Origin of the sequence: Krasilnikovia sp. M28-CT-15 (genome assembly GCF_047159595.1) — a bacterium.
Classification (GTDB): domain Bacteria; phylum Actinomycetota; class Actinomycetes; order Mycobacteriales; family Micromonosporaceae; genus Actinoplanes.
In genome coordinates this window covers 6,800,564-6,819,035 of record NZ_BAAGAK010000001.1, presented here as the reverse complement: position 1 = coordinate 6,819,035, position 18,472 = coordinate 6,800,564, and the positions used below count along the sequence as shown (strand labels likewise).

Annotated in this window: 13 protein-coding genes; 5 read left to right on the top strand and 8 right to left on the bottom strand. The window is 72.8% G+C overall.

Annotation, left to right across the window (positions count from 1 at the left end; translation table 11 throughout):
* Positions 1-31 precede the first annotated feature (31 nt).
* The 5 genes from ACMCNO_RS31235 to deoC all read right to left on the bottom strand — a co-directional run bounded on the left by ACMCNO_RS31235 (position 32) and on the right by deoC (position 6,728).
* The gene (locus ACMCNO_RS31235) at positions 32-2,263 is read right to left on the bottom strand and encodes a transposase (protein WP_412753014.1); all 2,232 of its coding nucleotides are present in this window, start codon (positions 2,261-2,263) and stop codon (positions 32-34) included.
* Positions 2,264-2,287: 24 nt separating this feature from the next.
* Positions 2,288-3,334, bottom strand: coding sequence for a DNA primase (locus tag ACMCNO_RS31230; RefSeq protein WP_412753013.1), 1,047 nt, complete (start codon positions 3,332-3,334; stop codon positions 2,288-2,290).
* Between the two features lie 113 nt (positions 3,335-3,447).
* Positions 3,448-4,242 (bottom strand): aldehyde dehydrogenase family protein, encoded by a 795-nt coding sequence (locus ACMCNO_RS31225; protein ID WP_412753869.1) that lies wholly within the window; start codon positions 4,240-4,242, stop codon positions 3,448-3,450.
* Positions 4,243-4,318: 76 nt separating this feature from the next.
* A complete protein-coding gene (locus tag ACMCNO_RS31220) occupies positions 4,319-5,746 on the bottom strand; it encodes an aldehyde dehydrogenase family protein (RefSeq protein WP_412753868.1) in 1,428 nt (475 codons plus the stop codon).
* A gap of 10 nt (positions 5,747-5,756) precedes the next feature.
* Complete coding sequence (gene deoC, locus ACMCNO_RS31215; protein WP_412753012.1) at positions 5,757-6,728, bottom strand: deoxyribose-phosphate aldolase; 972 nt, start codon at positions 6,726-6,728, stop codon at positions 5,757-5,759.
* 82 nt (positions 6,729-6,810) lie between these two features.
* Between deoC and upp the strand changes: the two genes are divergently transcribed.
* Entirely contained in the window at positions 6,811-7,443 is a 633-nt protein-coding gene (upp, locus tag ACMCNO_RS31210; RefSeq protein WP_412753011.1) for a uracil phosphoribosyltransferase, read from the top strand.
* Positions 7,444-7,583: 140 nt separating this feature from the next.
* The gene (locus ACMCNO_RS31205; RefSeq protein WP_412753010.1) at positions 7,584-8,390 is read left to right on the top strand and encodes a class I SAM-dependent methyltransferase; all 807 of its coding nucleotides are present in this window, start codon (positions 7,584-7,586) and stop codon (positions 8,388-8,390) included.
* A 3-nt stretch (positions 8,391-8,393) separates the two neighbouring features.
* Here the strand turns inward: ACMCNO_RS31205 and ACMCNO_RS31200 are convergent, their stop codons facing one another.
* The 3 genes from ACMCNO_RS31200 to ACMCNO_RS31190 are packed head-to-tail and all read right to left on the bottom strand — an operon-like array spanning position 8,394 to position 12,883.
* Positions 8,394-8,882, bottom strand: a complete 489-nt coding sequence (locus tag ACMCNO_RS31200; RefSeq protein ID WP_412753009.1) for an NUDIX hydrolase — start codon at positions 8,880-8,882, stop codon at positions 8,394-8,396.
* 1 nt (position 8,883) lies between these two features.
* Positions 8,884-10,035 (bottom strand): glycosyltransferase, encoded by a 1,152-nt coding sequence (locus ACMCNO_RS31195; RefSeq protein WP_412753008.1) that lies wholly within the window; start codon positions 10,033-10,035, stop codon positions 8,884-8,886.
* Entirely contained in the window at positions 10,028-12,883 is a 2,856-nt protein-coding gene (locus tag ACMCNO_RS31190) for a CDP-glycerol glycerophosphotransferase family protein (protein ID WP_412753007.1), read from the bottom strand. The genes ACMCNO_RS31195 and ACMCNO_RS31190 overlap by 8 nt, the downstream gene beginning before the upstream one ends.
* Positions 12,884-13,169: 286 nt before the next feature.
* Between ACMCNO_RS31190 and galE the strand changes: the two genes are divergently transcribed.
* From galE to ACMCNO_RS31175, 3 genes are all read left to right on the top strand, one after another.
* Entirely contained in the window at positions 13,170-14,180 is a 1,011-nt protein-coding gene (gene galE, locus ACMCNO_RS31185; protein ID WP_412753006.1) for a UDP-glucose 4-epimerase GalE, read from the top strand.
* Positions 14,181-14,325: 145 nt separating this feature from the next.
* Positions 14,326-17,709: a CDP-glycerol glycerophosphotransferase family protein gene (locus tag ACMCNO_RS31180; protein ID WP_412753005.1), complete on the top strand. Its 3,384-nt coding sequence runs from the start codon at positions 14,326-14,328 to the stop codon at positions 17,707-17,709.
* A 78-nt stretch (positions 17,710-17,787) separates the two neighbouring features.
* On the top strand, positions 17,788-18,471 hold the full coding sequence (locus tag ACMCNO_RS31175; RefSeq protein WP_412753004.1) for a GOLPH3/VPS74 family protein: 684 nt from the start codon (positions 17,788-17,790) through the stop codon (positions 18,469-18,471).
* The last annotated feature ends 1 nt before the right edge of the window (position 18,472 follow it).

Here is an 18,472-nt window from a genome sequence, read left to right as displayed (position 1 = left end):
GGCGGCGCGCCGCGTACCCGCGTGGCGTCGTTCAGTTGCTGCGGTAGCCCGCGTTGTTGCTGTACGCCTCGCTCTGGCCGCCGTCGCGGGTGAAGTCCCAGCCGCCCGCCGATTCGCGGCCCGGGCGCCCGCCGATCGCGTACCCGCCGATCTCCTGGCCGCGGCGCCAGCCGCGGAAGTAGCCGGTGGTGTGTGCGGCGATGCTGGCGGGGTCGCGGACGATGCGCATCGGGCGCTCGTCGCGCAGCGGCGAGCCGGGCACCAGGTTCTCCTGGGGCGTCCGCCTGGGCAGGCCCGCCGCCGTCATCGTGGTCACCGCCGGGCTGGCGGCCTTCTCGGCCGCCTGCCAGCCGGTGTCGGCCGGGTTGGTCCAGTCCAGGTTGCTGCTGGCCGCCTCGCTGTGGCCGGTGAACCACGCGGATCGGGCGGCCGCGAAGATCAGCAGGTCGCCGTCGTTCTCCTCCGGCACGGGCGGGGTGGAGCTGCGGTCCAGTGCGGTGAGCGTGATGCCGGGGTTGGCCGGACGGCGCGGGGACCGGCCGTTGGTGCGGGCGGTGCGCTCCGCGGCGTCGCCGTCCACCAGGCGCAGCGGCGGGGGCTCGGAGGCACCCGGCAGGTCGCCGAGCCCGCCGTCGATCCGGCCGAGCGCGGGCTCGACCAGGCGCAGCGACGGCGGCTCCGTGGGCAGGTCGTCGGACTGCCACGGCGGGCGGACCCGGCCCTCGCCGGGGGCGCCGGAGGTCGGGGTGGCGGCGCGGTCGTCGCCGTTGACCAGCGGCCAGTTGGCGCGCGAGCCCGGGTCCGGGCTGTCGGGGCGCGCGGCCGGCAGCGGCAGCGAGTAGTCCGTCGCGCCGTTGCTCGAGCCGTTGGTCGCCGCCAGGGAGGCCGGGCGGGTGGTCGGGCGGGGCGGGATGACGGTGCGCTGGCGTTCCGCCCGGGCGCTGCTGATCGCCGCGTTGGTCAGCGTCGGCCGGAACGGCTGGCCGGAGTCGGCGGGCGCCAGCGGGCCCCGCGAGCCGGGCACGATCGGCGTCATCCCGGGCGGGGGCGGCGGCACGGAAACCGGCCTGTTGCCGGGGGTGCGGTGCGGCAGTGAGGCGGCCGGTGCGGCCGGCGGCGGGGTGACCGGGCGCGGCGCCAGCGGCGGCGGCATGACCGGCTCGGGAGCCACCGGCGGGGTGGTCAGCGGGCGCGGTGTGACCGGCGTGTTCTCGGCGGCCGGCTCGGGGCGGGCGCGGCGGCCGACGCGGGTGCCCGTGCTGGGGCGTACCGGCTGCAGGGGTGTGACGACCGTTTCGGCGGCGCGGCGGGTGGCGCGGCGCCCCGCGGACGGCACGGCGGCTGGCGGGGCGACCCGGGCGGTCAGCGTGCCGACCAGGGCGTCACAGGCGGCATCGCAGGAGCGGACCGCGCTGATGGCCTGGCGTACCGCGTCCGCGGCGGCCGGGGCCAGGGACTTGTTGACCCCGCCGCGGCGCGGCGACTCGCTGATCGCCACCACCAGAGCGGTCACGGCGGCGGCGACCTGGTCCTCGGTGCCGGCCCCGGCCCGGGTCAGTTCCACGGCGACGGCCCCGGCGATGGACTCCGCATCGGCGCCGCCCCCGGTCAGGCGGCCGGGCTCCGGCAGCGCGTCCAGCACCGCGAGGGCGAGCGGGTGGGCCGGGTCCGGGTACGCCCGCAGCGCGGCGGGGTACAGCTCGCGCAACACCTCACGCAGGGCGGTGGCGGCCGCGTTGCGGCCGTTGAGCATGGCGACGTGCGCAGCCAGTACGGGCTTGTAGCTGATGAGTTCCCGGGGGGTGGGCAGGTTGACGGCGGCGATCGCACCGGCCTGCAGGGCCCGGGCCAGGCCGACGGCGCGGCGGGCGGCCTGCGGCGCGGCGAGTTCCTCGGGGGAGTCGTCGTCGGAGAACCGGTCCGCGTAGTCGTCGGCGGAGTCGTCGTCGGCCACGACGAGCGGGCGCCCGGCGGCGGTGAGCAGCGACATGATCATGTGATCGTCGCTGTCGGCCGCGACCGCGGCATCGGCGAAGCCGGTGGTCCGCTCCACGAGCAGCGTGCCGAGTTGGGCGTACCCGGCTGGGTCGTCGCTGATCTCGCGCACTTCGAGCAGTCGCCCCGCGTCGTCCACCACGGCGATGGTCAGCTGCGCCGCCGCGGAGGCCGGACGCACCGATTCATCAGCCGACGCCAGACCGCAGTACACGCGCACGAGCGCCACGGCGTCGTCCTCCTCCCCGGGACTGCTGTCGTGTGCCAAGGACTGATGGTCCCTGGTGAGGGGTCACTCGCGCCAGTCCACAGCGGCAGAGATCTTGCCGATTATCGAGCGCCAACCGAGGCTTGCCTGCTGTGCCCCGATTTTCCGGAGCTTCCGGCGCCCGAAATACCCACCCATACCGCCGCTTTCGGCCTTCCGCAGGGACTCGTCCAGGTCGTCGAGCGGCGAGCCTGGCGACAGTGCCAGGACCACCGGCTTGAGCCGGAGCGCGTACCCCAGATCCCGGGCTACCTCGCCCGCGGCGATCAGCAGCGGCAGGTCCCAGGTGTCGTGACCGCCACGCAGGTTCTCGACAACGAGGTCCAGCTCGTAGCGGTCCTCCGGCAGCGGGTCGACGTCGGACGACTGTACCCGCTCGGCGACGGTCGTCCAGGTGTCCACTTGGGCAAGATCATGGGGTGCACCCGAACGGATGAAGGACACCAGGGACTCCGGGCTCTTGAAGAGCAGCACCCGGCCCTTGTGGCTGAGGAAGACGGGCACCTCCTCGTCGGCCGCCTTGTCCGCCTCGTCGTCCGCCTCGTCCTTGAAGTCGGCCGGATCGGGCTCCTCGGCCTCCTCCTGGTCACCGGCCTTCGTGTCCTTCGCGTCCCCTTCGGCCAGCAGGGCCGCGAACTCCTCGTCGACGATGACCTCTTCGTCCTCGGTGGCGCGGGCCTCGGCGGCGCGGCGGCGCTCCTCGAACGGGTCGTCGTCGTCCGTCGCCAGCTCGGTCGGCGTGAGCCCGCCCGCCTTGCGGAACGCGCGCAGCGTGTACCCCACGCCCGCCGGCAGGGCGATCTCCACCGGGGAGACGTTCGCCTCCTCCCACAGCGCGCGCCCGGAGGTGCCGGGCTCGGCAGCGGGCGACTCGTCGGCAGCCGATTCCTCGGCGACCGCCTCCTCCGCGACCGGCTCCACGACGGCCGACGCCTCAGCGGCCGGCTCCTCCGCGGCCGGCTCCTCAGCGGCCGGGGAGCCGTCGGCGGACTTGGCGACGGGCTCGCTGTCGGCGGGCTGGTCGCCCAGGGGCTCTTCGGCCTCGGGCCGGTTCGGCGACTGGCGGGCCACGGTGACCTCCGGGATTTGGTTCGGCTGAGCGGGCGTCTGGTGCAGCGGGTGACTCTGCGCACACACCCTAGTGGGCGCGGCTGGGCGGGGGTGGTGGTCCCCCGCCCACCGGGTCAGAAGCCCTTCGGATGCCAGACCGTCTTCGTCTCCAGCAGCGCGGTCATCGCCTGGATCCCGGGATCACCGGTGAAGTCGGGCGCGGCCGCGGGTGGGCGTACCACCCGTTTGAGGTTGTCGGCGGCGGCCCGCTCGAGGTCGGCGGCCAGGGCCGGATCGGCCACCCCGGTGAGTACCAGCGCGTTGACGTCGTCGTGGGAGGCCAGCCAGGGTGCGGTCTCCGCCGGGTGCCCGGTGAGGACGTTCACGACGCCGCCGGGCAGGTCGGAGGTGGCCAGCACCTCCGCGAGGGTGATGGCGGCCTGCGGGCCCGGGGCCAGCACGACCACGGTGTTGCCGGTGACGATCGCCGGGGCGACGACGCTGACGAGTCCGAGCAGCGATGCCGGGGCGACGACGCCGACCACCCCGGTCGGCTCCGGCGCGGACAGATTGAAGTACGGCCCGGCGACCGGGTTGGCGGCACCCACCACCTGGGCGATCTTGTCGGACCAGCCCGCATACCAGACCAGGCGGTCGGTCGCGGCGTCCACCTCGTCGGCGGGCACCCCCAGGGCGACGAACTCGCCCCGCCGGCCCTCCAGCATCTCGGCGGCGCGGTAGAGGATCTGCCCCCGGTTGTACGCGGTCGCCCCGGCCCACTTCGGCTGTGCCGCGCGGGCCGCGAGCACCGCGTCGCGGACGTCCTTGCGGGAGGCGAGGGCCACGTTGTCGCCGTCCACCAGATAGGTCCGTCCTGACTCGCTGCGCGGGAACGCGCCACCGATGTAGAGCTTGTACGTCTTGCGCACCGCGAGGCGCGGGCCCGCCGCCGGCGTCGCGACCGTCTCGGTCTCGGCGTGCTTGGCCTTGGTGGCCGTGGATGACTTAGGCAAGGTACGCCTCCAGGCCGTGGCGGCCGCCCTCCCGGCCGTAGCCGGATTCCTTGTAGCCGCCGAACGGCGATGTCGGGTCGAACTTGTTGAACGTGTTGGCCCACACCACGCCCGCGCGCAGTTGGTCGGCCACGGCGAGGATGCGCGAGCCCTTCTCGGTCCACACCCCGGCGGACAGCCCGTACGGCGTGTTGTTGGCCTTCTCGATCGCCTCGGCCGGGGTGCGGAAGGTGAGCACGGACAGGACCGGGCCGAAGATCTCCTCGCGGGCGATCCGGTGCGCCTGGGTCACCCCGGTGAAGATGGTGGGTGCGAACCAGTAGCCGTGCTCGGGCAGCTCGCAGGCGGGCGACCAGCGCTGTGCGCCCTCGGCGTCGCCCACCTCGGACAGGGTCCGGATCCGTTCCAGCTGGGCCGCGGAGTTGATCGCGCCGATGTCGGTGTTCTTGTCCAGGGGGTCGCCCACCCGCAGGGTCGCCATCCGGCGCTTGAGGGCGGTGAGGACCTCGTCGTACACCGATTCCTGGACCAGCAGCCGCGACCCGGCGCAGCAGACGTGGCCCTGGTTGAAGAAGATGCCGTTGACGATGCCCTCGACGGCCTGGTCGATCGGGGCGTCCTCGAAGACGATGTTGGCGGCCTTGCCACCCAGTTCCAGGCCGACCCGCTTGCGGGTGCCCGCGACCGCGCGGGCGATCTGGCGGCCGACCTCGGTGGAGCCGGTGAACGCGACCTTGTCCACGCCGGGGTGCTCGACCAGCAGACGGCCGGTGTCGCCCGCTCCGGTGAGGATGTTGACCACGCCGGGGGGCAGCTCGGCCTGGCGGCAGACGTCCGCGAAGAACAGCGCGGACAGCGGGGTGGTCTCGGCGGGCTTGAGCACCACCGTGTTGCCGCAGGCCAGTGCGGGCGCGATCTTCCACGCGAGCATGAGCAGGGGGAAGTTCCACGGGATGACCTGGGCGGCGACCCCGAGCGGGCGGGGGTCGGGCCCGAGGCCCGCGTAGCGCAGCTTGTCGGCCCAGCCCGCGTAGTAGAAGAAGTGCGCGGCGACCAGCGGCAGGTCGACGTCGCGGGACTCGCGGATCGGCTTGCCGTTGTCCAGCGACTCCAGCACGGCCAGCTCGCGCGAGCGTTCCTGGATGATGCGGGCGATCCGGAACAGGTATTTGGCCCGCTCGGCGCCGGGCAGGGCCGACCAGGGACCGAAGGCGCGGCGGGCGGCGGCCACGGCGCGGTCGACGTCCTGCGGGCCTGCGGCGGAGACCTCGGCCAGGACCTCCTCGGAGGCCGGGTTGACCGTCTTGAAGACGCCGCCGTCGGCGGACGGCGGGTCGAAGGAGCCGTCGATGAACAGGCCGTAGGACGGCGCGAGGTCGACGATCGACCGGGACTCGGGGGCCGGAGCGTACTCGAACAGGGTCATGGGCTCAGTCCAGCGTGAAGTAGTCCGGACCGGCGTAGTGGCCGGTGGTGAGCTTGGTGCGCTGCATCAGCAGGTCATTGAGCAGCGAGGAGGCGCCGAAGCGGAACCAGTCCGGGTCGAGCCAGTCGGCGCCGACGGTCTCGTTGACCATGACCAGGTACTTCATCGCGTCCTTGGTGGTCTTGATGCCACCGGCCGGCTTGACCCCGATCTGGCGGCCGTGCTGCGCCCGGAAGTCGCGGACCGCCTCGAGCATGACCAGGGTGACCGGAAGGGTGGCGGCGACCGGGACCTTGCCGGTGGAGGTCTTGATGAAGTCCGCCCCGGCCAGCATCGCCAGCCAGGACGCCCGCCGGACGTTGTCGTACGTGCCCAGCTCGCCGGTCTCCAGGATCACCTTGAGATGGGCCGGGCCGCAGGCCTGCTTGACCGCGACGATCTCGGCGAAGACGTCGTCGTAGCGGCCCGCCAGGAACGCGCCACGGCTGATCACCATGTCGATCTCGTCCGCCCCGGCGGCGACCGCGTCGCGGGTGTCGGCGAGCTTGACGTCCAGCGGCGCCTGCCCGGATGGGAACGCGGTGGCCACGCTGGCCAGGTGCACGCCGGAACCGGCCAGCACCTCGGCCGCGAACGGCACCATCGCCGGGTAGACGCAGACCGCGGCGACCTGCGGGCAGGTCGGGTCGGCCGGATCCGGCCGCAGCGCCTTGGCGGACAGGGCCCGCACCTTGCCGGGGGTGTCGGCGCCTTCCAGGGTGGTGAGGTCGACCATCCGGATCGCCAGGTCGATGGCGTGAGCCTTCGCGGTGGTCTTGATCGACCGGGTGCCCAGGGCCGCCGCGCGCGCCTCGAGGCCGACCTTGTCGACCCCCGGCAGGCCGTGGAGGAACGACCTCAGATCGAACGCCGGTGCCGTCGGGGTCGCCGCGGGACCGGACACGCCGGGCAGCCCCGACGTCACTGTCGCAGTCATGTGGGTCAGTCTACGCACGGGTCCGACACTTGATCTTGGGATGCCTCCGCTTGCGGCCTGACCTTGCCGATAGGTTGACCGCGTGGACGTACTCGTTGTTGATCATCCCCTGGCCCAGTCCCGCCTCACCGCGATGCGCAACGCGGCGACGGACTCGGGCACCTTCCGGGCCGCGCTGCGTGAGCTGGCCAGCATGCTCGTCTACGAGGCGGCCCGCGCCTTCGAGGTCGAGCGGTACCCGGTGACCACCCCGGTCGCCCCGGCTCAAGGGACGCGGCTGGCCAATCCGCCGCTGATCGTGCCCGTGCTGCGGGCCGGGCTCGGCATGACCGAGGCGGCGTTGGGCCTGCTGCCCGAGTCGCACATGGGTTTCGTGGGTCTGGCCCGCGACGAGGTCACCTTCGCGCCGCGGGCCTACATGGAGTCGCTGCCGGGCGACCTCAGCGGCCTGCCGGTTCTGGTGCTGGACCCGATGGTGGCCACCGGGGGGTCCCTGGTGCACTGCTGTCAGCTGCTGGTCGACCGGGGCTGCACCGACATCACGATCTGCTGCGTGCTGGCCGCGCCCGAGGGCATCGCCCGGCTGGAGAGTTCCGGGCTGCCGCTGCGGGTGGTCACCGCGTCCGTGGACGAGGGGCTGAACGAGAAGATGTTCATCGTGCCCGGCCTGGGCGATGCGGGCGACCGCCAGTTTGGTGGTATGCCCCGGTTTTGATGGTTTAGTCGGTAGGTGGTGCGACCCGGGCGTAGCGTGAGGCGGGGCCGCCCGATCAAGGGACATTCCCGGGCGAGCGTGCGCCGTGTACGCTGCGGCGCACTTCCCCCGTTCCCGAGCCTCCCAACGGATTCGGTGCCATGTCATTGCGCAGAACCGCCAATTCGTACCTACGACGGCTGACCGGCTACGAAGTTCGTAGGTTCCGGCCGCCGGTGGCCAAGCCGGCGGCCAAACCCAAGGCGCCGGCCAAGCCGAAGCCCCCGGCCCCGCAGCCGCCCACCCTGCACGACTTCACCAAGCTGAGTGTGCTCCTGGAGGTGTCGCCCACCGACCTGCTGGCAGCGCTGGGCTGGCCCGCGGACGACGTGGCGAAGGTCGTCGACGAGTTCGACGAGGTCACCGACCAGCTGAAGCAGCGGTACAGCGAACGCGAGACGCTGTTCCCCGAGCGCTGGGGCGTCGAGCGGGGCACCGGCCTGACCCTGTACGGCCTGGCCCGGCTGCTGAAGCCGACCACAGTGGTGGAGACCGGCATCGCCGACGGCCGCTCGTCCTTCATGATCCTGAACGCGCTCGACCGAAACGGACAGGGCACGTTGTACAGCTTCGACGTCCGGCCGGACGCGGGCAGCCTCGTCCAGGGGCACCCGCGGTGGAAGCAGACGGTCAGCGATGCGAAGGATCCGCGCCGTAGCTTCACCGAGGTCCTCGACGGCCTCGACACGATCGACCTGTTCCTGCACGACAGCGATCACGGCTATCCGAACCAGATGTTCGAATACGAGTCGGCGTGGCCGAAGATCCCGCCGGGCGGCGTGCTGGCCAGCGACGACGTCGACCTCACGAAGGCGTACGTGGACTTCGCGACCCGGATCGGCGTGCGCCCGCAGTTCCTCTTCGACCGTCGCAAGATCCTCGGCGCGATCCGGCGCGACGCCGCCTGACGCTCAGCCGGTCGTGTACGACCACGAGACCGCGCGGCCCTCGTGGAACGGCATGACCCCGTGGAACGGGCGCGGCCGCGCCGCGAACACCAACGGCAGGAAGTGCCGGTCGGACTCCCACATGGGGATCCGGCCGGCCAGCACGTCGGCGACGGGCATCCAGTGCAGGCTGCCCTCGGGGTTCGCGGTCCGCGGCGTGCCGGACCAGCGCGGTATGCGGAACAGGAAGCCGAACCAGTTCTCCCCGTCCCGGCCGAAGCCCGGCCAGGAGATCGTCCCGGCGAAGTCCGGCTCGCCGCACTCCAGCCCGGCCTCCTCGCGGACTTCGCGGCGCATGCCGCTGGCCACGTCCTCGTCCGGCTCCAGCTTGCCGCCCAGGCCGTTGTGGTAGCCGAAGTGGATGTCGTCCGGGCGGGCGTCGCGGCGGATCATCAGGACCTCGCGCCGGTCCGCGGACAGCACATACCCCAGCGTCGCGAGGACCGCCCGCACCTCAGCGGTCCAGCAGGGCGAACAGGGCTTCCCAGCGGTCGACGATGCTGTCCGGGGTGAAGCGCTGCACCGACTCGCGGCCCGCCTCGCCCAGCCGTACCCGCAGATCCTTGTCCTTGATCAGGCGTTCCAGGGCGGCCGCCATGCCGGGCACGTTGCCCGCGGTCACCACCAGGCCGCCGCTGACCTCGTCGTCGATCAGTTCGCGGATGCCGGGCGCGCAGTCGAAGGCGACTGTCGGCAGCCCGTACGCCATCGCCTCCATGATGGCGATCGGGAAACCCTCCTCGCGCGACGGCAGGGCGTAGATCGAGGCCGCGCTCAGCGCCGCGTCGATGTTGTCGGTCTTGCCCAGGAGGATCTGGTTGTCGTCCAGGCCCAACTCGCGGGCCTGCTCGCGCAGCTCGGCCTCATCCGGGCCGGCGCCGTAGATCTTGAGGCTCCAGTCCGGATACTGCGGGCCGACCAGCGCCCACGCCTCGAGCAGCATGTCGATGCCCTTGTCGTGGGAGAGCCGGCGCAGCGACACGACGGTCTTCTCGTCCAGCGTGGGCATGGTCTTCGGGACGGTCATCAGCGGGTTGGGCATCGCCCCCACGTTCGTCATCCCGGCCCGGGCGGCCCAGGAGTCCGCGTCTGCGTCGGTGAGCAGCAGGTGCATGTCCATGTCCGTGTAGTACTTGAGGACCCGGTGGTACCGGCTGCTGTTGCGGCACGCCTCGAACGACTCGTGGGACATGCCGATCACCGTGAGGCCGGTCGTGTCCGCGGCGGACACCCACTCCCCGGCCCAGACCTGCGCGGCGATGACGACGCCGCCCGGCTGCGCCTCGCGGAACAGCGCGGTCAGCCGCTGGGCGCCCTCGGCCAGCAGCGCCTCCCGGCGGCGCTGGCGGGCCAGGTTGGCCACGTTGAGCCGGCTCAGGCCCTCCACCTTGCGGCGCCGGGGCAGGTGGTGGTCATGCAGGGTGATCATCGGGTACGGCAGGTCCGAGCCGTAGTCCCGCGCGACCGTCGCGGGCTCCACCCCGACCAGGCGCACCCGGTGCCCCCGGTCACTGAAGAGCCGCCCGATGTCGTGCGCCCACTGGATGAGGCCGCCGAGCTCGTTGACGCTGTTGCAGACGATGAAGATGTCCCGGGGCTCAGCCACGGCGGGCTCCTGACGCGAAGAAGCGGTCGACCACGGCCTTCGCCGCGTTGCCGGTGTCGTACTCGCAGAACCTGGCAACGAAGGCGCGGTGCTGTTCGGCGTAGCGCTCCGGCAGCTCGTCCAGGTCGGCGAGCATGGCGAACAGCGCGTCCTGGGTCCGGGTCAGCGGGCCCGGGGCGACCTCGGCCAGGTCGAAGTAGGAGCCCCGGCTGTTGCCGACGTAGTCGTCGTAGTCCGGCACGTGGAAGATCATCGGACGGCCCAGCAGCGCATAGTCGAACATCAGCGACGAATAGTCCGTGATCACCGCGTCCGCGATCTGCATCAGCGGAGTGACGTCGTGGACGTTCGCCACGTTGCGCACCGAATGCGCGTACCGCGGGGGCATCGCGAACGACGCCAGGTAGTGCGGGCGGATCAGCAGCACGTAGTCGTCGCCGAAGCGTTCGACGAAGTCGTCCAGGGAGAACGGCAGCGTCAGGCCCTTGGACCACCGGCCGATCTCCTGTGGGCGGAACGTCGGCGCGTACAGCAGGACCTTGCGCTCGTCGGTGAGGTTCAGCGACTTGCGCAGCGCCGCCACCTCCTCCGGGTTGTCCTGCCGCACCAGCACGTCGTTGCGCGGATAGCCGACCGGCATCAGCTCGGCGTGCACCCGCATGCCCTTGGTCAACGTGCGGACGTCGTGTTCGGTACGCACGAGGAACACGTCGAAGCGGTCGATCGCGTCCTGTAGCCGCTGCTGCTGGGCGGCCGTCTGGCTCTTGATGCTCGCCTCGTCGAAACCCATCCGCTTGAACGCCGAGCCGTGCCAGGTCTGGATGTACGTCGTGCCGGACCGCTTGCGCAGGTCGTGCGGGAAGCCCTGGTTGTCCACCCAGTACCGGGCCCGGCCGAGCTCACGCAGGTAGGCGTACGACTGCCGGCGCACCAGCTTGACGTCGGACGGGAAGCCGTTCGGGTGCTCCTCGGTGTGCGCCCACACCGCGCGGAACGGCACCCCGGAACGCTTGAGCTCCTCATAGATGGCCCGCGGGCTGTCCGAGAACTGCTTGCCCATGTGGCTCTCGAACACGATCGTCCGCTTGCTGATCGGCAGCCGCGAGAAGACGTTGTCGTACCAGGCCAGCTTGGTCTTGCGCTGGTTCATCCGCTGCCGCAGGTCGCGCCGCAGGGTCCCGGCCGTGCTCCACAGCCGGGCGCCGAGCGGCCGCGAGCGCAGCTTGCTGACCGTGGCGTCTCCGGCCCGCGCCTTGCGGCCCTCCGCCGACAGCCGCAGCGCGAGGTTGCCCGCGTCCGTACGGTAAGCCTCCATCCGGTCGGCGACGAGCCGGGTGAGCCGCGGCCGGACCGCCAGCCGCAGGTCGTCCATCACCGCGTCGTCCGCGAACAGCTGCAGGTCGATGGTCTCGGAGGCGGTGCGGATCCGCAGCACCATGTTGTAGACCATGTCCACGATGCCGACCGGGCGCAGCATCTGGGCGGGGTCGAAGTCGGCCGTCCAGGTGGCCTCGGTGCCGGAGACCGCCAGCTTGGCCGCCATCGTGAACTGGCGGCGCCGGTTGCGCCGGGCGCGCACCACCAGCTGGGTCTTCGGCTTGGCCAGGGTGCCGAGCCGGCCGAGCGGGTTGGTGATCGTTCCGCTGATCGTGACCGTGCTGCCGGTCCGCCGCACGTCCGTGATCCGGCTGCCCAGCCGCAGCTTGGCCAGCGGCAGGTCCTGGAACCCGAACTCGGTGACGTCCAGCACCTCGCGGCCGAGCGGGTCGTCCAGGTGGCGGTCACACCAGAACACCCGGCCGTCGCGGACGACCAGGTCCGTGGTCAGCTGGGTCTTGGCGCCCTTGGCGACCATGTAGTCGTGGGCCGCGGCGACCCCGGCCAGGTCGTCCTGCCGGACCATGAAAGCGGCGATCGCGGGCAGCGGCTTGGCCTGCTTGAACGCCTCCGGCTGCAGGGTCTGCACGTACGGCCGGGCGATGTCGAGCAGGGCGCGCTGGGTCGCCTCCGGGAACTGGCCGAAGCCCGCCAGGTGGATGCGGAGGTCGTTCTCCAGGAACCGGATGTCCTTCTGCAGCCGCAGCTCACCGGCGTCGTGCTCGGCCAGCAGCTTGTCGATCTCCCGGGTCACCGCGATCCGGTCGGTGATGTTCCGGACGTCCGCGGCCCGGCTGGTGATCGAGCGGGCCTTCGGCTCGATGTTCCACGTATAGATCCGCTGCGGGATCACCGCGATCTTCTTGGCGGTCAGGTATGCGTGGGCGGAGAACAGGTTGTCCTCGTAGAGGCGGTCCTCCAGGAAGACCAGATTCTCCCGGACGAGGAAGTCGTGCCGGTAGAGCTTGTTCGTCGAGAGGACGTCGTACAGCAGTTCCGGCTGGTCGCTCAGCGACTCGTGGACCACCTTGCGCTGGACCAGCCAGGGCATCCAGGACTGCTCCTTGCCGGTCGGCACGTCGTGGCGTACGCACCGGCCGACCACCATGTCGGCGCCGGACTCCTCGGCCATCGCCACCAGGTTGCGGCAGGCGTGCCGGTCGATGGTGTCGTCGCTGTCCAGGAACATCACGTACCGGCCGCGGGCCTGCCGGACGCCCGCGTTGCGGGGTGCCCCGCAGTGGCCCGAGTTGGCGGGCAGGCGGATGAAGCGGACCAGCCCGGGGTGCTCGTCGGCCAGCCGCTGCGCCACCGTGGGGGTGGCGTCGGTGCTGTGGTCGTCGACGACGATCACCTCATGGCTGCGCAACGACTGATCCAGCACGGATCGGACCGCGGCCTCGATCCGGTGTGCGTCGTTGTACACGATGACCACTACCGTGACGTCGGGCCGGGGGGTGGGCGAGGTCACGACTGAACTGGTCCTTTCTCATGGCACCAGGGCGACGCCGCTCGCAGGGCACTCGGGGCGACACCGCCGGAATCACGTCGCCGCGGCAACACGACTGCGGCAACGCGGTGGGGGCGGACAGGGGGGATGTCCGGGGCGGCCAGCTTCATACGTTACAGCCAGAGGCCGCGCTCGCGCACCCGGCGGCCAGCATCGGTCGGCCGTCGGGCGGCCGTCGGGCGGCTCGAGCTCCCAGCGATGTCCGCTACTCTCGCCAGGCAGGCCGCTGATCGGAAAGGGATGATTCGTGAAGGTGCTCATCGCGGGTGGTGCAGGATTCATCGGCAGCACCATCGCGTCATGCCTGCTCGACGCGGGGCACCACCCGGTCATTCTGGACAATCTGGTCACGGGGCGCCGCGAGTTCTGTACGGGCAGGTCCTTCTACCAAGGCGACATCGCGGACCCTGAGGTCCTGGACCGGATCTTCGCGGACCATCCGGACATCGAGGCCGTCGTGCACTGCGCGGCCCTCATCGTGGTGCCCGAATCGGTGGACCACCCGATCCGCTACTACCGCGAGAACGTCGCGAAGACCCTCGAGCTCGTCGACCGCCTGATCGGCAAGGGCGTCACCCGCTTCGTGTTCAGCTCGTCCGCCTCGATCTACGAGCCGGGCGAGGACTTCAGCGTCCACGAGGACTCCGCGGTGTCGGCCCAGAGCCCGTACGCGCGGACCAAGCTCGTCGTCGAGCAGATGCTGACCGACATCGCCGCCGCCACCGGACTGCGGGTCCTGTCGCTGCGCTACTTCAACCCGATCGGGGCGGACCCGAAGATGCGTACGGGGCTGCAGCTGCCCGCGCCCAGCCACGCGCTCGGCAAGCTGGTGGCCGCCTACCGCGCCGGCCGCCCCTTCCCGGTGACCGGTCTCGACTACCCGACCCGGGACGGTTCCGGCATCCGCGACTACGTGCACGTCTGGGACCTCGCGGGTGCCCACGTGCGCGCGGTCGAGCTCTTCGACACCCTCTTCGCGGACGACACGCGTTACCAGGTCATCAACCTCGGCACCGGCACCGGCACCACCGTGCTCGAGTTCGTCGAGGCGTTCAACCAGGTCGTCGACACCCCCGTGGAGATCGAGCCGGCGCCCCGGCGGCCCGGTGACTCGGTCGGCGCCTTCACCCGCAGCACCCGGGCCGCCGACCTGCTGGGCTGGCGGGCCGAGCACACCGTCGCCGACGGCATCCGGGACTCCCTGGCCTGGGTCGAGCAGCGCGACCGGGTCCTGCCGGATCTGGGCGCCGAGGGGTAGCTCGGGCCGGCCACCCACACCCGGCCCCGCCGAGACGGCCGGTGCCGTCGCGCGGCCCGCGCGGCTCCGCCGTCCAGCGGGCCGACCGGCGTATCTTTCCTCGGGGGAGGAGCCGGCCGACACCGCTGAGCGGAAGGCCACGCCGGTGCCGGAGCTGGTCGCGGGGCTCGTCAGCGTCATCGTGCCGATCTACGACGTGGCGCCGTTCCTGGGCGACTGCCTCGACTCGGTGCGCAGCCAGACCCACCGGGACCTCCAGGTCATCTGCGTCGACGACGGATCCACCGACGGCAGCGCCGCCATCGCCGCACAGTTCGTCGCCGCCGACGACCGGTTCCAGCTCGTCCGCCAGGCCAACGCGGGCCTGAGCGCGGCCCGCAACACCGGCATCCGGTACGCCACCGGCGAGTTCCTGGCGTTCGTCGACAGCGACGACGTGCTGGCCGCCCACGCGTACGAGGTGCTGTCGCAGGCGCTGTCCGGCGGCGCCGACTTCGCCAGCGGCGGCGTGCACCGGCTCAGCTCGCGCGGGCACTACCCGGGCTACCCGCACGACGGCGCCATCCGCGGCACCGACCTCGCGACCCACGTCCGCGACCACCACCGGCTGCTGCGCGACCGGACGATCTGGAACAAGCTGTTCCGGCGCACGTTCTGGGACGCGCACGGCTTCACGTTCCCGGTCGGCCGCCTGTACGAGGACGCGCCGGTGACCGTGCCCGCGCACGCCTGTGCCACCGAGGTCGCGGTCGTCGCCGAGGTCGTCTACTACTGGCGGGTCCGCGAGGGTGCGGTGCGCTCGATCACCCAGTCGGACCACGACGTGCGCAACCTGGTCGACCGCTTCCACTCGGTCGACCTCACCCGCCGGGCGCTGACCGGCGCGGGGCACGCCGACCTGTGCCGGGTGTACGAGGAACAGGCGATCTGGGACAAGCTCAACTCCGCGACGCAGTACCTGCCGGGCGCCCCGGAGCGGTTCCGCACGACGTTCCTGGAGCTCGCCAACGCGTACCTCGATGCGGTGGGCGACGGCGTCATCGAGCGCCTTCCCGCCCACCTGCGCCCGCAGTGGCGGCTGATCCGCCGGCGGCGGATCGACGCGCTCGTCGAACTCGTCGACCAGGGCTACCGGACGCGGCAGGCCCCGGCGGCCGGACCCGTGGCGCGGCGGCTCGAGTCCGGTGTGCGCGACCTCGCCTGGCGCGACGGGAAGCTGGAGATCTCCGGGTACGCGCACGTGCCCGGGGACGCGGCGCCCCGCTGGCCGACGCTGCGGATGGTGTGGCTCTCGGCGCACGGCAGCCGCGGCCGGGTGCCGTTGCGCAGCCGGTCGCATCGCGGCCCGGCGGTGCCGGCCGGTGGGTTCGCCCTGACCCTCGACCCGGCCGTGCTGCGCCGGGGCGCCCGGTGGCGGACCGGGACCTGGACCGTGGCCGTCGCCGCCACCCGCGGGTTGCGGCTGCGCCGCGACGGGCTGCGGATCGCCGACTGGGCCGAGCCGATGCCGCGCCACCGGGTGGCCCCCGGCGTCTGGCTCCGGCCCCTGGCCGCCGACGGCCGGCTGCGCCTGCGGGTGGAAAGGGCCGCCGGTTGGCTCACCGCCAGCCTCCGCGACCGCGACGACCTGGTCCTCGAGGGCCGGCTGCGCACCTGGCCGACCGGCCCGGTACGGATCGAGCTGAGGGCGCACGGGCTCCCGCTGCACCGCGCCGACGCGCAGGTGCGTACCGGAGCGGACGGCGCCACCTTCACGGCCCGGCTGCCACTGCGCGGCGTCGCACTCGACGACGACACCGACAACCACGCGGCCGGACTGTACGCGCGGCGCCTCGGGGTGCATCTCGTCCTCGGCGGCCAGGCGGCCCGGCTCGTCGCCGACGTCGCCTACGAACAGACCCGCACGGTGTGGGGGACCGACGAGGTGTACACCGCGGTCGCCGTCGGCGGCCAGGTCACGCTGTGCACGCGCCCGGCGGGTCCGGTGCTCACCTCGGCGCACTGGCGGCGCGACGGCGCCCTGGTGCTGCGGGGCGACAGCCCCCGCCCGGCGGCCGGGGAACTGCTGTTGCGCCTGCGGGCGCGACGGCGCGACATCCCGCTGCCCCTGCGGGTCACGGACGGCCGGTGGGAGGTGGTCGTCGATCCGGCCGCCGCGCCCGGCCTGGCCGGACCGCTCCCGCTGCCGGTCGGCACGTGGGATCTCGCGTTCCGCGCACCCGGTCACCGGCATCCCACCATCGCCCCGCTGGGTTGCACCGACGCGGTCCGGGCCGCGCTGCCCACCGCCTCGGAGCCGACCGGTCCTGACCCGACGCGCTCCCTGCTGCGCCGCGCCGCCGGGGAACGGGTGGCTCTGACGGTGGCGGCGCCGGGCCACGATCCGGTCGAGCAGGAGCGGCTGCGGTCGGCGTACTTTCCGGCCGCGGGCGGTCCGGGGCGGCGGCCGCGCCTGCGCGACGTGGTGCTCTTCGACGGCGCACCCGGGCGCCGGTTCCCCGACGATCCGGCCGCGGTCCTCGCTGAGCTGGTCGGCCGCCCGGACGCGCCACCGGCCGCGTGGGCCGGCGAGCGCGGACAACCGCTGCCGTCCGGTGCCGAACCGGTGCCGCTGGGCAGTGCCGCGTGGCACGAGGCACTGGCCACCAGCCGCTGGGTGGTCTGCAACGACACCCTGCCGGACTGGTTCCGGGCCCGCGACGGCCAGGTGGTGCTGCGGCTCGGTGGTGGCTGGCCGGTCGCCCGCTTCGGCGCGCTCGCCGCGGCGCACCCGCTGGGACCGGACCTCGTCGGCCAGATCATCTCGGACGCCCGCCACTGGACCGCGCTCGCCTCGCCCGGCCCGTCAGCGACCCCGGTGCTGCGCTCCGAGCTGCGCTTCGGCGGCCCGGTCCTGGAGTACGGCCGACCAGCCAACGACGCGCTGAGCACGATGGACCCCGACGCGGCCCGCGCCGAGGTCCTGCGCCGCCTGAGCCTGCCGCCCGACACCCGGCTGGCGCTGTACGCCCCCACCCGCCGCCCTCGGGAGCTGCGCTGCCCCGGCTACAGCGACCCCGGGCGGCTGCTCGACCTGCCGGCGGTGGCGGCCGCCCTGGCGCCGGGCCACGTGCTGCTCGTCCGGCGCCATCCCGGGCTGGCCGACGACACGCCGGGGCTGCCCGGGGTGCTGGACGTCTCGGCGTATCCCCGCACGGATCACCTGCTGCTGGCCGCCGACGTGCTGATCACGGACTATTCGTCGCTGCTGGCCGATTTCGCGGTGACCGGCCGTCCGGTCCTGCTGTACGTGCCCGACCTCGCGGAGTTCGAGGCGTCGCCCGGCCTCAACACCGACCTGCGCACGGACCCGCCCGGCCCCCTGCTGCACACCGCGGCGGAGGTCGCGGAGGCCGTGCGGAACGTCGCCGCCATCGCGGCCGGGTACGAGGCGGCCGCCGGGAGGTTCGCGGCCACCCACGCGGTGGATGGTGGCGGTCGCGCCGCGGCCCGCCTGGTGGACTGGCTGCTGGCCGCTGAGCCGAGGTAGCGCCCGGTGTCCTCTAGACGTCGCGACATGGGCGTTGCCGGGAGCCCGCGAGCTGCGGCGGGACACTATCGTGCTGGCATGACCTCCATCGCGCTCGCCGAAGAACTGCTGCTGCTCGCGTACGACGACGAGACCGGCAAGGCGACCGGCTCCCGAATCGGGCTGGACCTCGGCATGGCCGCGGCCGTGCTCGTCGATCTGGCGCTGAAGGGGCGCATCGCGTACGTCGACGGTTACCTGAAGGTCATCGACGCCACGCCGGTGGACGACCCGATCGAGGACGCGGTCCTGGTGAAGGCGGCGGCGGACGAGCCGCACACCCCGGCGCAGTGGGTGCAGCGGCTGCGCCACGGCCTGCGCGCCCGGGTCCTCGACGACCTGGTGGCCCGCGGCGTCGTGCGCGACGTCGACGAGACCCAGCTCGGGGTCATCCACGTGCACCGGTACCCGACCACGGACCCGGCGTACGAGGCGGAGATCCGCGGCCGGCTGGCCCGGGCCCTGATCAGCGACGCGGTGCCGGACGAGCGCACCGCCGCGCTGGCCACGCTGCTCACCGCCACCCGGATGGAGCCCGCCCTGCGGCTGCCCGCCGACCAGGCCGCGCACGCGCACCAACGGCTGGAGGAGATCGCCAACGGGGCGGGCTTCTCCGGCGGGGTGAACCTGGAGGACTCGATCGTGCGGCCCAGCGTCGCGCTCGTCGTCGCCACCCTGGGCCGGGCGATCACGGCCGCCCTCGGCACCCCGAAGGCCGGCTGAG